10 protein-coding genes are annotated in these 14624 nt (G+C 43.5%); 3 read left to right on the top strand and 7 right to left on the bottom strand.

The window, feature by feature from the left end; all coding sequences use genetic code 11:
• Positions 1-2 precede the first annotated feature (2 nt).
• Positions 3-1313 (bottom strand): HipA domain-containing protein, encoded by a 1311-nt coding sequence (locus ACOQOE_RS06270; protein WP_420555222.1) that lies wholly within the window; start codon positions 1311-1313, stop codon positions 3-5.
• 16 nt (positions 1314-1329) lie between these two features.
• Positions 1330-1761: a helix-turn-helix domain-containing protein gene (locus tag ACOQOE_RS06275; RefSeq protein WP_420555223.1), complete on the bottom strand. Its 432-nt coding sequence runs from the start codon at positions 1759-1761 to the stop codon at positions 1330-1332.
• A 592-nt stretch (positions 1762-2353) separates the two neighbouring features.
• Between ACOQOE_RS06275 and ACOQOE_RS06280 the strand changes: the two genes are divergently transcribed.
• The 3 genes from ACOQOE_RS06280 (at position 2354) to ACOQOE_RS06290 (ending at position 8394) form a co-directional block, all read left to right on the top strand.
• Positions 2354-4012: a type I restriction-modification system subunit M gene (locus ACOQOE_RS06280; RefSeq protein ID WP_420555224.1), complete on the top strand. Its 1659-nt coding sequence runs from the start codon at positions 2354-2356 to the stop codon at positions 4010-4012.
• Positions 4013-4021: 9 nt separating this feature from the next.
• Positions 4022-5254, top strand: a complete 1233-nt coding sequence (locus tag ACOQOE_RS06285) for a restriction endonuclease subunit S (RefSeq protein WP_420555225.1) — start codon at positions 4022-4024, stop codon at positions 5252-5254.
• A gap of 116 nt (positions 5255-5370) precedes the next feature.
• Positions 5371-8394 carry a type I restriction endonuclease subunit R gene (locus ACOQOE_RS06290; protein ID WP_420555226.1) on the top strand — a complete coding sequence of 1008 codons (3024 nt, stop codon included), beginning with the start codon at positions 5371-5373 and terminating at the stop codon, positions 8392-8394.
• 477 nt (positions 8395-8871) lie between these two features.
• Here ACOQOE_RS06290 and ACOQOE_RS06295 read toward each other — a convergent pair whose 3' ends face one another.
• The 5 genes from ACOQOE_RS06295 to ACOQOE_RS06315 form a co-directional block, all read right to left on the bottom strand.
• Positions 8872-9654 carry an IclR family transcriptional regulator gene (locus ACOQOE_RS06295; RefSeq protein ID WP_420555227.1) on the bottom strand — a complete coding sequence of 261 codons (783 nt, stop codon included), beginning with the start codon at positions 9652-9654 and terminating at the stop codon, positions 8872-8874.
• Positions 9655-9771: 117 nt separating this feature from the next.
• Positions 9772-11268: a CoA-acylating methylmalonate-semialdehyde dehydrogenase gene (locus tag ACOQOE_RS06300; protein ID WP_420555228.1), complete on the bottom strand. Its 1497-nt coding sequence runs from the start codon at positions 11266-11268 to the stop codon at positions 9772-9774.
• An 89-nt stretch (positions 11269-11357) separates the two neighbouring features.
• Entirely contained in the window at positions 11358-12515 is a 1158-nt protein-coding gene (locus ACOQOE_RS06305; RefSeq protein ID WP_420555229.1) for an iron-containing alcohol dehydrogenase, read from the bottom strand.
• Between the two features lie 73 nt (positions 12516-12588).
• A complete protein-coding gene (locus ACOQOE_RS06310; protein WP_420555230.1) occupies positions 12589-13944 on the bottom strand; it encodes a TRAP transporter large permease in 1356 nt (451 codons plus the stop codon).
• An 8-nt stretch (positions 13945-13952) separates the two neighbouring features.
• Positions 13953-14555 (bottom strand): TRAP transporter small permease subunit, encoded by a 603-nt coding sequence (locus ACOQOE_RS06315; RefSeq protein WP_067861846.1) that lies wholly within the window; start codon positions 14553-14555, stop codon positions 13953-13955.
• Between the last annotated feature and the right edge of the window lie 69 nt (positions 14556-14624).

Raw genomic sequence — 14624 nt, forward strand, 5'->3', positions numbered from 1 at the left:
TATTAATCCCCAGATTTTACAGTCTCTAGTTGGGAGCATGCTTCAGCAATCGGACCGTAGATAATTGCGCGTAATTGTTGGAATTCACCCAGGGATAGTTTTAAAGAGTCGGGTTGGGCCGAGTTTTTCTCTTCGAGTGTGCGGTATATCTCCTGAGTCCCTTCATTTATTTGGTTTACCATCTTCAGGATATCTCGCTGGATATTTTTGGGCGAACCGATACGCATGGTCGAAGCGACATTCAATAAATTATCCATAGTAACATCACCAAATGTCTTAGCACCCGCTAACTCAGTTACCATATTCGCATTCATCCAGGATGTGTTGGTTTCTCCGTAACAGGTTGTATTTAACAAATCGTAATGAGGTGTCAGTACATAGCCTTCAGCACCAGTGTAGAAGCTAAGGTTTTTAAGGTGAGCATCAGCATTACCAGTGATGAAATTGAAAACCAGCCAGCTAAAAATCTCTCTCCGTGTTAATGCGGGTTGGTTACACATATTTGCTAATTTGATGAGATTCTCGATTGTGCACTGATCGTATTTGCTCTCGGGAGCCAATTGTAAAAGCTGGCATCCATCAAGGATGTGTGATCTGTCGTAAGCTGATTCAGAAATTTCCCGGTCGAAGCGTTTAATAATATAGATAGCCTCAGGCACATGGAGATAGTGTACATACGGCACGTCTAATCCAGCTTTATCAGCTAACGTCATGATGAACCACTCGTTTATGACACTGTGTGGATAATTAGCAGTGTCGTTGTGGTCTGGTTTTAATATATGTGTAGATGGGGTGCTACCCACTGGCTCGAAGATTTTACCCTCTGATGGTTGAAAACAAATGGGTAGTTTGTGCTGTGCACCTGCTAAGGACATCCTTTTTGGGGATTTTTTATTGAGCGAATGTTGAGGTAGGCTTCTGATTCTTTTAGATAAGGCTGAGTAGTCCAGTTCGCGGGTTTCAGCGGTGAAACCAGGTGTAACCCCTTCTGGCAACAATATGATGGCTCCAGCTGATTCAGCTCCATAGAAAGAAAGTAATGCGAATCTGTCTGAGACATTTACTCCAGCATCAGTCGCCATTAGTTTCCTAGCTGCTTCTTCGGGAAGTAAATTATCAAAAAAATTCTGAACGTGACGGAAGGTGCTTTTATCGATGATTGGGTCTGCTTCAAGGGGTAAAGAAGGAGATAGAGGATAGCCTTCTTCAAGCCATTCGCTGGAATACTGGAAGCTCCATGTACCATTGTTGTCCTGCAAAGACCCAACCTGGCTCATGTTAATATATGCATTCAAAGTCCGTGCTGTTTCCACTGTATTTCCTACTTATCTATTTGTTGCCGTCGGTTAGTTCAAGCCCTAACTCACTCATTACAGCAAAGACCGTTCCGATGGATACAGAATCTATTCCCCGTTCCAGCTTTCCTACAATAGAGTGTTGGCAGCCGATAATCGACGACAGATCTTCCTGACGTATACCTTGCTGCTTGCGTATACTTCTAATAAAGATTCCCAGCTCTTGGTTGCTATTTATTCGTTGGCGAAGTTCGCCTCCTTTCAAACTAATAAAGAGCTTTACCCCCAATTCCTCTATCAGATTAAATACAAAGCGTGACTTGGTACCGGGAGTTCCTTTTTCGATATTGCGAACAGTTCTATCTGAAATTTGGCAATATGCAGCGACATCTTCCTGAAGGAAGTCTTGTGACTTTCGTTGTTCCTTAAGGTGGAAGCCAAGATCAATGGGAGTTTTAAAAATCACAAGAAGCGCTCTAATCGGTAGAATAATGTAGATTATATATAAAAATCGTATTTTTCCAATAAATCGGAAGAATTTTGTATATTTTATTTATCGTTGGGAGTTTATCGGGTAAACGGAAACATAATGTATATTTATATCTCTATTAGAAGGCTCTTGTCACATGTCTAAGAGGGAAGATAACTATCAATTTTGATGTTTTATGTACCAAAATTGACAGAAGAAATTTCAATCTGATCTTTAAATTGACAATTTTGATGAGAAAAATGTCAAAATTGATGAAACGGTATGTCTACCATAAATAACGTGGAAAATCGTACCAAGTTACAGTAAAGGTCATTTAGCTTGTGCCCAAAGCCTGCCCAGCTTCTTTTAATGAAAACTACTCAAGGCGCTTAACATCAGTTAAGAGTCTGGGGGCTTCATTGCCTCTGCGCCGCAATATAGGTATAAATACCGCTTGTTAATTTAAGTATCATCAAAGTTAACAAACGATACATTATATAAGCACAAACAGTACAAAATTTAAGCACAGGGACTGAGCATTATCATCGCCTCATATTCCCAATATTAAGTCTAAGAGGGCGACGTTAGCATGGCCAACGAACACAAAAAGAATCTCGAAAAACAGCTTTGGAACATTGCCAATGCACTACGCGGTAACATGAGCGCCGACGATTTTCGAGATTACATCTTAGGCTTTATTTTCTATAAGTTCCTGTCCGAAAAAATTCACCTATACGCCGATAACCTACTGGCGGCAGATGGCATTAAATTTATCGACATCGACGAAACCACAGGAGATGGCCAAGAAACTCTTGAAGCCTTAAAAGAAGAAACTATAGACCACCTAGGTTACTTCCTTAAACCTAGCGAGATGTTTAGCGTTCTTGCACAAAAAGGCGAGCAAGGTGAATTTATTATTGAAGAGCTAGGGGCTGTTCTACGCCATATCGAACAGTCCACCATGGGCACTGAAGCAGAAGATGATTTTAACGGCTTGTTCGATGACCTAGACCTAAGCTCTAACAAACTGGGTAAAACCGAAAAAGCCAAAAACGAACTGATTGCTAAAGTGCTTAGCCATCTAAACGCCATTGATTTTGCCTTAGGCGATACCGAGATCGACGTATTAGGCGATGCCTACGAATACCTGATTGGCCAATTTGCCAGTGGTGCCGGTAAAAAAGCCGGTGAATTCTACACCCCTCAGATGGTGTCTAAACTACTAGCGCAAATCGTCACCCATGGCCGTGACGACATTAAAAGCGTTTACGACCCTACCTGTGGTTCTGGCTCCTTGTTATTGCGTGTGGCCCGCGAACTATCCACACACACAAATGGCGAGCAGCTCACCAAAACACTGCAGTACTTTGGCCAAGAGTCCAACCCCAGCACCTACAACTTAGCGCGCATGAATATGATCCTGCACGACGTGCATTACAGCCGCTTTGATATTCAACAAGACGATACCCTAGAAGCCCCACACCACATTGATAAACGCTTTGATGCCGTAGTCGCTAACCCGCCGTTTTCAGCAAAATGGTCAGCCGATGCAGGCCACTTAACCGACGAGCGTTTTCAAGACTACGGCAAACTGGCCCCAGCCAGTAAAGCCGATTTTGCCTTTGTGCAGCACATGTACCACCAGTTAGATGATAACGGCACGCTGGCGGTGGTATTGCCACACGGTGTGTTGTTTCGCGGCGCAGCCGAAGGGCATATTCGTAAATTCTTGATCGAACAACACAATGCCTTAGATGCGGTAATTGGTTTACCCGCCAACGTATTCTTTGGCACCTCCATTCCTACCTGTATTCTGGTGCTTAAAAAGAATCGCAACAGTCCTGAGCAAGGGTGCAACGCAAAAGACGTTTTGTTTATTGATGCCAGCGCCCACTTTGGTAAAGCTACTAATCAAAACTTCCTGCGTGATGAAGATTTAGCACGTATTATGGAGGCTTACAGCCAGCGCAAAAACATCGACAGGTTTGCCTTTGTGGCACCCATTAAATCTCAGTTGGATGAGAATGGTGAGCCATTAGAAGGCACAGCCCTGAGCGGGGATGAAAGTGCGATTGAAGATAACGACTATAACCTGAATATTCCCCGTTATGTGGATACCTTTGAAGAAGAGGAACGAGTGGATTTAGCGGCGGTGGCTCAAACCATTAAAGGGATTGAGGCTGAGCTTGAAGGTGTGGATAAAAAGCTGGTGGATTTTTGCAAACAGCTTGGCATTCAGGCACCTTAGGAGGCGGTTATGACGGATGCAGAAAAAGTACAGAGTAAAGTGCCTCAGTTACGGTTTCCTGAGTTTAGTGGTGGTTGGGAAAAATCAAGACTTGGCGATGTTGCCACATTCTTGAAAGGGAAGGGCATATCTAAGGCTGATACCGATCCAGAGGGTAAGCTTGAATGCATTCGGTATGGAGAACTTTATACTCATTACGATGAATTAATTGAAAGGATTCGTTCAAAAACTAATCTTGATAAAAAATCCCTAGTTTTGAGCAAAGAAGGCGATGTAATTATTCCAGCTTCTGGCGAATCTGCATTGGATATTGCAACAGCATCGTGTGTTAAAAAAGAAGGTGTTGCATATAGTGGTGACCTTAATGTTTTAAGGTCAAGTGTAAATGGACTCTTTTTAGCATACTACTTAAATAATAAGCGAAAGCATGATATTGCACGATATGCTCAAGGTGCATCTGTAATTCACTTGTATGCAACACAAATGAAATCCCTGCTACTTTGGAACCCAAAAGATTCAAAAGAAAACGATAAAATCGCCTCCTTCGTCGCCACCGTCGATAAAAAAATCAGCCTACTAAAACAAAAGCACGAACAATTGGTGCAATACAAAAAAGGCATCATGCAGCAGCTATTTAGCCAGCAACTGCGTTTTAAAGATGATAATGGGCAGGGCTTTCCGGATTGGAAAGTTAGGCCCATGTCAGAGGTTCTAGAACTAGTAATTCGTGAAGTGCCCAAACCCGAAGAAAAGTACTTGGCACTTGGTGTTAGAAGTCATATGAAAGGCACGTTCCAAAAGCCTGATTTCAACCCTAATGACATTGCCATGGAGAGATTATACTCAGTAAAAGAAAACGACTTGATTGTTAATATAACTTTCGCTTGGGAAGGAGCAATCGCAATTGTTAAGAAAGAAGATGAAGGCGGGTTGGTTTCACATAGATTCCCTACTTATGTATTTAAAGATGGTGAAGCAACACACCGCTACTTTAAGCACATTATTCAAGAGAAGCGCTTTAAGTATTTACTCGATTTGATCTCTCCTGGCGGTGCGGGGCGAAACAGGGTGCTCAGTAAGAAGGAGTTCCTAAAGCTCAAATGGAATCTTCCTGAAATAGACGAACAAAACAAAATCGCGGATTTCTTGGGAGCCATCGACCAAAAAATCAATCTAGCCCAACAACAAATAGAGCAAACCCAAACCTACAAACAAGGCCTGCTACAACAGATGTTTGTATAGGTATTTATGAAAGTGCATTAACAGCCAATAGAATGAGCGGTCATGGCCACTGCGCACTGTTTAGACGTTAAGAATAAAGATGAAAGAGCATAAAGAGTTAAGCGTTAAGGAGAACCATGGCCACTCAGCCCGAAGCCGTTTTAGAAAGTGAACTGCTTAAACAATTACAGCAGCAGTCCTTTGAGTTAGTCAGTGTGACTGACGAAGCTAGCCTGCTTGCTAATTTAAAATGCCAGCTTGAAAAGCTCAATGATGTACAGCTAAGCCAAACTGAATTTAAGCAAATTTTAAATCATCTGGCCAAAGGCAGTATCTTTGAAAAGGCTAAAACTCTGAGGGATCGTTTTCAATACGATAAAGACGACGGCACTGAAGGCTATGTGCGCTTCTTACACGAAGATCATAGGGCTAACCAGTGGCAGGCTACTCAGCAAGTTACCGTAGAAGGCCGCTTTAAAAACCGTTACGACGTGACTATTTTGGTAAATGGTTTGCCGCTGGTGCAGGTAGAGCTAAAACGCCGTGGCTTAGAGATGAAAGAGGCCTTTAACCAAATTCAGCGTTACCAACGCCACAGCTATTGGGCCAGCTACGGTTTGTTTCAGTATGTTCAAATGTTTGTCATATCGAATGGCGTCAATACCAAATACTACGCCAACAATAAAAAACAAAGCTTTAAACAAACCTTCTTTTGGGCTGATAAAGAAAATAACCGCCATACCAAGCTAGACGACTTTACCCGCGAGTTTTTTAATCAAAAACACCTAAACAAAATGTTTAACCGCTACATCGTACAAAACGAAGCGGACAAAATTTTAATGGTCATGCGCCCGTATCAAATATATGCCACAGAGGCTATTATTGATCGAGTTGAGAACCCGCCTAAAGCAAAAAAAACTGCCACAGGCCACGATCTTGAGACAAGGCGGCAAGCTCAGAGCGAGCTGAGTTTAGATGCACTAAATGATGCGAGCGATGAGCACAGCCAACGCAGTATCAAGGAAGTGGGCGAAGGCAGGAATGGATACGTCTGGCATACCACAGGCTCCGGTAAAACGCTTACCTCGTTTAAAACCGCCCAACTGCTAACGGCCACACCCGAAGTTGACAAGGTGGTGTTTGTAGTCGACCGCAAAGACCTGGATTATCAAACCAGTAAAGAATTCAATGCCTTTTCAAAAGGCTGTGTCGACAGCACCGGTAAAACCAATGTACTGGTACAGCAGTTTACCGATACTTATGTATCCAAACACAACACAAATACCCGCAATAGCAAGCTGATTGTTACCACCATTCAAAAGCTCAATAACGCCATCAGCAAAAAGCGCTATAGCCAAAAAATGGAAGGCTTAAAAGACAAGCGCATTGTATTTATCTTTGACGAATGCCACCGCAGCCAGTTTGGGGATACCCACCAAAGCATTGTGTCGTTTTTTAATAACAACCAAATGTTTGGCTTTACCGGCACGCCTATCTTTGTGGCTAACGCCCACACCAAAGCCAGCCGTAAATATACCACCAAAGATTTATTCGATAAGTGCCTGCACAAATACACCATTGTAGATGCCATAAAAGACGAAAACGTACTCAAGTTTTCAGTGGAGTATGTTGGGCGCTATAAAAAAGTCGACAGTAAAAACGAAATGGATATCGAAGTAGAAGGTATCGATACCAAAGAATTAATGGATGATGAGCGCCGCTTAGAAAAGATCACTGACTACATCATTGCCCACCATAAACACAAAACCCATTACCCTAATTTTACCGGTATGTTCTGTGTGAGCAGTGTGGATATGCTAATCAAGTACTACGATTTGTTTAAGCGTAAAAAAGAACAAGGCTTACACGACTTTAAAGTCGCCACCATCTTCTCTTATGGTGCCAACGAAGATGACCCAGAAGCTAATGGCTTTTTAGCTGGCATAGACGACGTAGAGCTAAATGAAATAGCTGAAGACAAGGCCGCCTATGGTAGTCGGGTTTTCACCCATAGCCGTGACAAGCTTGAATCGTATATCGGTGATTATAATGAGATGTTTGGCACGGCTTATACCACCAAAGACAGTCAATCCTATTACAACTACTACAACGACATCTCTAAAAAAGTACGTGAGCGTAAGGTCGATATCCTGCTGGTGGTGAACATGTTCTTAACTGGCTTTGATAGCAAGCCCCTGAATACCCTGTATGTAGACAAAAACCTAAAGCATCACGGCTTAATACAAGCCTATTCGCGCACCAACCGCATTCTGAATGAGCAAAAGTCTCAAGGTAATATCATCAGCTTTCGCAACCTGAAAAAAGCTACAGATGACGCCCTGACCTTGTTCAGCAATAAGGATGCAAAAGAAACGGTGATCATGCCGCCGTTTGAAGACTTCGTTAAACTTTTCAACAAAGCCTACTTTGAGATGAAGGCTATATGCCCTGATTTTGAAGACGTAGATGACCTAAAAGACGAAGACGCCGAGCTAGAGTTTGTGCAAGCCTTCCGCGAGCTTATCCGCCTGCGCAATATTCTAGAAAGCTTTGCCGACTTTGAATTCGACAAGCTAAAAATGGATGAGCAAGAGTTTGAAGATTACAAGAGCAAATACCTAGACCTGTACGATAAGGTTAAAACCGATACCCAAAGCCAGAAAGCATCGATACTGGAAGAAGTCGATTTCGAACTAGAGTTGATTGCCCGCGATGAAATCAATGTGAAATACATATTGAACTTAATTGCGCGACTTAATGGTGCCGATACCGAAAAAGATTATGAGTACCAGTATAAATCTATCATGGACTTGTTAGGCGGCACTCCAGAACTGCGTAATAAACAAGAGCTGATCGACAACTTCATACAGAAGAATATGGACGGCTTAGAAACCGAAGAACAAGTACTCGAAGCCTTTGATGATTACTGGGAAGACCAAAAAGAAGCTCAACTGCAATCGGTTTGTGAAGAAGAACATCTTGTAAGTGATTCATTTAAAGCATTAGTCGAACGTATGATCGCCAGTAACCAAGAGCCTTTGCGTGAAGAAATCGTAGACTTGATGGAAGTGAAACCAACGTTAATGCAGCGTAAGAAAGTCATTCCTCGCATTACCGAGAAAATGAAAGAGTTTGTGAACGTGTTTTATAGTGGCTTTTAGACAAAGTAGTAGGTCATTAATTCAGCGACAAAAAAGTCACTTTGTAGTGTCATTTGTGTATGAGAATATTAGATGTACGTATATTTACCATCTGAAACTTGATAACTTAGCCGAGACTTGGTTATCCGTTTAATTCTGCAAGGTATAAATAGAAGAGATAGTGCTGAGATTGTAGGTATCCAATATGGATTGCCGCCGGATTGAAGCATGGTGATATGGTGGTGAATCAGCCATATAATTGCGACGATAGCCCGAAGGGGAATAATCTGCTTAGTCCTACCAAATACAAAAAAGCCTCGCGAATGCGGGGCTTTTTGGCTATTTGGGTTAGGTGAAGTTCTATTTTTTATAAATAGCAGTGTACATATTGATCTTTGGTTGATTAATAACAAAACGGCCAATCGCAAAGAAGCATATAGATCTCCAAATCTGTTAGGGGCCTACCGTCAAACAGTAGTGATTAAGTTTTATCGAGGGTTACTTATCATTGTCTGAGTCTGTGCCGATCAGTTGGCCTAGTTCTTCAGCCGCGGAGCGTAATAAAGGTTCAAACTCTTTAAGTTCCTCCAAGTTCTTTCTTATGATTGGAGCGTGAATAAATAGGCACGCAAAGAGTTTTCCTGTTTTATCCCTTATAGGGACAGAGATCGCGACCATTCCGTCGACTAACTCTTCGTTATCGACACCGAGATCTTGTTCGGCACTTTCGATGGCTGCTGCTTCTAATGCCTCTGCTGAGGTAATAGTGTTTCTAGCTCGTTGATCGAGGGGCAAGTTTTTAATAATGCTCTGGCGGCGGTCGGGGGGGAGAGAACCAAGGTACAGTTTACCACTGGCAGAGCACGATACAGGGGTATGGCTACCTATCGGAAGGTGTACTTGCAGTGGCCAGTTAGTTTGTTCTCTATCGTAATAGATCATCTCAATGCCATCAGGAATGGAGATACCACAGGTTTCGCCGACTTGAGCTGCTAGTTTTTTTAGAATGGCTTTACGTAGTGCTTTGAAACGGCTGGTGTATAAAACGCCAAGAGCAATATTATGTAAGCGGTCGGCAGGTACGATTAAACCTCGCATATTGGTTTGCAGATAACCGTCGGCCTCTAATTGTTGCAGTAACCGGTGGATGCTAGGTTTTGGAATATCGAGAAGTAAGGATAAATCCGCAGGGCTTAAAGGACGTTCTGCTTTAGATACGGCTTCAATAATTTCCAGTACTCGGGCAATAGATGAACCTTTTTCTCTGCGTTTACTTGTCATGCGTTAATTTATCTCCTAATTGAAGCCACTATTATAGGTCGCTATTAACATTAATAAAGGGGAAAAAGCCCCCGCCCAATAGGGAGGGGGAATGTCCATCAAGCATAGACGAGGAGCTTACTTCATCGTTGGCATGGAGAAGGATGCGCCTTCTCGGACACCGGCTGAAGGCCAGCGTTGCGTGATCGTTTTACGTTTAGTGTAAAAACGCACACCGTCTGGACCGTAGGCATGCAGATCACCAAACAGGGAGCGTTTCCAGCCACCAAAGCTGTGATAAGCCACGGGTACAGGGAGGGGGATGTTAATACCAACCATACCTACTTGGATATGGTCGGAGAAGTAACGTGCTGCTTCTCCATCACGTGTAAATATACATGTGCCATTACCATATTCATGGTCGTCGATAAGCTGCATTGCTTCTTCCATTGTATTAACACGAACCACTTGTAAAACTGGTCCAAAGATCTCTTGCTGATAGCTTTGCATGGTCTGGGTTACACCGTCGATCAGTGTTGCGCCGACAAAGAAGCCATTTTCATAACCGGCTATTTCAGGGGCGCGGCCATCGACAACAATTGTTGCACCATCTTTTTCCGCGCTATCAATAAAGCCAAATACTTTTTGTTGATGCTGGCGAGTGATAACGGGGCCAAAGTCATTTGAGCTGTCCGAAAATGCGCCGACTTTTAGGTCTTTCATCGCTTCACTCATTTTAGCAACGAGTGCATCACCTGCTTCATTTCCTACTGCAACGGCTACAGATAGGGCCATGCAGCGTTCCCCAGATGAGCCAAATGCTGCTCCTAACAGCTGGTTTACTGCATTATCCATATCTGCATCGGGCATAATGATCGCGTGATTTTTAGCGCCGCCGAGTGCCTGGCAGCGTTTACCGTTGGCATTAGCTGTGCTGTAGATATATTCCGCGATAGGGGTTGATCCTACAAAGCTGACTGCTTTAATACGTTGGTCACTAAGGAGCACATCAACTGCTTCTTTGTCACCATTAACAACGTTCATTACACCATCAGGTAACCCAGCTTCTTGTAGAAGTTGAGCTATATATAGTGTTGAGCTTGGGTCGCGTTCTGAGGGTTTAAGAACAAAGGTGTTGCCGCAGGCAATGGCCAGTGGGAACATCCACATAGGTACCATGGCTGGGAAGTTAAAGGGTGTAATACCTGCGACGACGCCAAGTGGTTGTAGTTCGCTCCAAGAGTCGATACTGGGACCAACGTTTTTGCTGTATTCGCCTTTTAAAAGCTCAGGAATACCGCATGCATATTCAACATTTTCAATACCTCGTTGCAACTCACCGGCGGCATCATGACTAATTTTTCCGTGTTCTTCACCGATCAGTTTGCAGATATGATCGGCATTTGCCTCAAGCAGTTCTTTAAATTTGAACATAATACGAGCACGTTTGATGGCGGGAGTATTACGCCATTCAGGGTAGGCTGCTTGTGCTGCGGCGATAGCCTCCTCTACTGTTTCTTTTGATGCGAGTGCAACCTGTTTTGAAATAGTGCCCGTTGCTGGGTTAAATATATCTTGATAGCGTGTCGAATCGGTAACAATTTCGCCGTTAATTAAGTGTCCGATGTTACTCATTGTTGATACCTCATTTTTATTCTGCATAGCCGCTTAGCGGTGCTTATTTTAATGATAAAAAGTCTTTAAAGTCTGTCTTAAGTGGTTATTCACCACAGTTTTTTGTACAGGGCAACAATCTCTTCAGCACTTGGAATACGGGGATTGTTGTTAGGTGAGCCTGAACTCAGTGCTTGTTCTGCCATTGTTGGCATCAAGTTAAAAAATTGTTCACGATCGATTCCAAATTGTGCGGGTGTGGGGACGTGAAGTTGATCGTTTAGGGATGTTAGTTCGGCTAATAGTTTAGCGTTGGCTGTATCTGTACTATCCGTTTCGTTAGCGACTTTCATGGCGCGTGCACAGTCGGCATAACGCTCCGGTGCTGCAGGGATGGAAAACTCAGTTACGGTTGGAAGTAACATGGCGTTAGATAAACCATGGGGTACATGAAACGCCGCGCCGATAGGTCGGCTCATACCATGGACTAATGCAACAGAGGCATTTGAGAATGCTATCCCCGCTAACGTAGAGCCAAGCATCATTGCTTCTCGTGCTGCTTTATTATCACCATCACTATAGCTAGTGCGTAAATTAGGGGCTAAAAGTCCCATGGCTGCTAAAGCTTGAGAATCACTATAAGGGTTGGCTTTTTGGCTCACATAGGCTTCGATGGCGTGGGTTAGTGCGTCTATTCCTGTATCAGCTGTAATACGAGGTGGTAGGCTCAAAGTAAGGCTGTAATCTACTAAGGCAGCAACGGGCATAAAGCCAATACCTACGCAGAGCATTTTTTCGTCACTGACTTCATCGGTAATGATTGTAAAACGAGTGGCTTCTGAGCCTGTGCCTGCGGTAGTGGGTATAGCAATAACAGGCAAGCCTTCTTCATTAACAATACGGGGAAACTTGTAATCACGCATCTCTCCACCAAATCGGGCTAGGATTGAGATCGCTTTAGCGCTGTCGATTGGACTACCGCCCCCTAAGGCAACTATACAGTCGTAATCGCCGTCTCGGGCAGCATTCACACCTGCTTGGATAGATGCGACCGTAGGCTCAGGTACGGTATCGTCAAACACATCGGCAAACATCATATGATTAGCAAGGTTTTCTGTGATAGTGCCGGTATAACCTAGCTCTACCATCATTTTGTCAGTAATAATTAAAGGACGTTTGCAGTTAAGGCTAGTTAGAATATTAGGTAGCTCTTTACTTGCGCCTTCGCCAATTTGCATGATGCGTGGCAGAATAATTTGATTAGACATATCGACTCCTATCGATGGAATAAACAGGGAGAACCATGTATGGAAATTTAATGTGGCCATAAATCATTAGTGGTTACGGCGCGTAAGCGATAGCAGGCAGCCAAGTTACAATGCCTTGCCAATAAAAAACAATGCATAAGCCTGTTATCTGAATCAGAATAAAAGGGATAACTCCGCGGTAAATGTTGCCAATTTGAATGCCATTAGGTGCAACGCCTTTTAAGTAGAACAGGGCAAAGCCTACCGGTGGGGTTAGGAAAGATGTTTGCAGGCATACGGCAAATAGAATGGTGAACCAGACTAGATCAAAACCTAGGTTTGCTACAACAGGTGCAACCAGCGGAAGAATGATCAACGTGAGTTCTATCCAATCGAGGAAAAACCCCAGAATAAACGTTACGGCCAAAATACAGATCACTATGCCTGTTGGGCCAAAAGGTAATCCGGTTAGCGCTTCTTCAATGAGTTCATCGCCGCCTAAGCCACGCAGTACCAGTGAAAAGGCGGTAGCTCCGAGTAAAAGTGCAAAAATAAATGCGGTTGTTTTGGTCGTTTCACGGCCTACATCTCGAACTACTTTGAGTGATAAGCGTCCCTTACTTAGAGCTAATAAAGTGGCTCCAAAAGCACCGACCCCTGATGCTTCTGTCGGTGTTGCTATACCGAAGAAAATAGAGCCGAGTACAGCGAGAATAAGGCCGGCAGTAGGCAAAACAGTCCAAATAACATTTAGTAAAATGCGTATAGATACTTTTTCGGCGCTTTCAGATAGGGGAGCGGATAGTGGTTTAAAATAACTATGTAGCAATATGTAGGTGACATAGAGCCCCGCCAGTAGCAACCCAGGGAAAAGCGCTCCTAAAAATAGGTCCCCTACAGATAAGCCGATACGGTCGCCCATCATAACTAGCATAATACTGGGGGGAATAAGAATACCCAGTGTACCTGTTGAGCAAACAGTTCCACATGCCAGCTCCTTGCTATACCCTTCGCGCATCATCAACGGTATACCTAAGGTCGCCAGTAACACAACGGATGCGCCAATGATTCCGGTTGATGCTGCAAGCAATAAGCCGACAAAGGTCACCGTTACTGCCAGCCCGCCACGTACACGTCCAAAAAGGCGCGATAGATTGCTCATTAGGTCTTCAGCTACGCCAGAACGATCAAGCATGAAACCCATAAAGATAAACATAGGTAAAGCTACGAGTACCCAATTTGTCATTACCGACCAAATGCGGGGGACTATAATCGAGAGATAGTTCCAATCAATTCCAATGAATGCGTCAAATTGTGCATCAGCAAACATTGCTATCGCCGCAAAAACAATTGCAACCCCGCCCATTACCCATGCCACAGGGAAACCGGTGAAGAGTAAGAAAATAAACGTACCAAACATGGTAAGTGCAAGAATTTCATTAATTTCCATGTGAGTTCCTAAGCCTTTGTTGTGAGTGGGCGAGTCGTCTCTTTTGGGTAAAACAGTAAAGAGATAACTTTGGAAAGACGTGATAGGGTTGCCAGCGTCAGTAATGCAAAGCCTACGAAAAGCACACTTTTAATAATCCAGCGGTAGGGCAAGCCGCCTGGTGCTTCCGAGACCTCACTCAGCTCATAGGAATACGTGATAAAGGGAATCGCATACCAGAGGACAATCATAAGAAACGGGGTTAGTAAAAAGATGATACCTACTAACTCAACCCATGCTTGAGTTTTAAGAGATAGTCGATCATGTAATAGATCCACACGAACATGGTCATCAGCGACTAAGCAATAGGAGAGGCCTACGAGCCAACCGAGTGCATAGAGGTGCCACTGTAATTCTTCAAACTCAATTCGTCCTTCATTCAAAATGTAACGCATGAGCACGTTAAGAATGATGACGCCCATTAATACGACCCAAGTCCAAGAAAATAGATGACCTATCGCTCTAATAAAACGATCAACCGTTTTTGATAGCGCAGTCTCAGGCAGTGCTGTGTGATGAATCAAGGGATCAAGTTCAAGGTGTTTAATGGAAGCGCTAGATTCAGGTTGCATAATTTCTCCCAGAGTTTGCCTTTTTATTCTGTTTGTTAGGCAAGCCGCCCCCAGCTTATGTTGGTTAAT

It is taken from the genome of Neptuniibacter marinus (assembly GCF_965223595.1).
Taxonomy (GTDB): Bacteria; Pseudomonadota; Gammaproteobacteria; order Pseudomonadales; family Balneatricaceae; genus Neptuniibacter; species Neptuniibacter marinus.

Bases quoted from the DNA above. Each gene is read 5' to 3' on its own strand.
- ACOQOE_RS06295 (WP_420555227.1), bottom strand. From the start codon at position 9,654: ATGACAAGTAAACGCAGAGAAAAAGGTTCATCTATTGCCCGAGTACTG.
- ACOQOE_RS06285 (WP_420555225.1), top strand. From the start codon at position 4,022: ATGACGGATGCAGAAAAAGTACAGAGTAAAGTGCCTCAGTTACGGTTT.
- ACOQOE_RS06305 (WP_420555229.1), bottom strand. From the start codon at position 12,515: ATGTCTAATCAAATTATTCTGCCACGCATCATGCAAATTGGCGAAGGC.
- ACOQOE_RS06310 (WP_420555230.1), bottom strand. From the start codon at position 13,944: ATGGAAATTAATGAAATTCTTGCACTTACCATGTTTGGTACGTTTATT.
- ACOQOE_RS06280 (WP_420555224.1), top strand. From the start codon at position 2,354: ATGGCCAACGAACACAAAAAGAATCTCGAAAAACAGCTTTGGAACATT.
- ACOQOE_RS06300 (WP_420555228.1), bottom strand. From the start codon at position 11,268: ATGAGTAACATCGGACACTTAATTAACGGCGAAATTGTTACCGATTCG.
- ACOQOE_RS06290 (WP_420555226.1), top strand. From the start codon at position 5,371: ATGGCCACTCAGCCCGAAGCCGTTTTAGAAAGTGAACTGCTTAAACAA.
- ACOQOE_RS06315 (WP_067861846.1), bottom strand. From the start codon at position 14,555: ATGCAACCTGAATCTAGCGCTTCCATTAAACACCTTGAACTTGATCCC.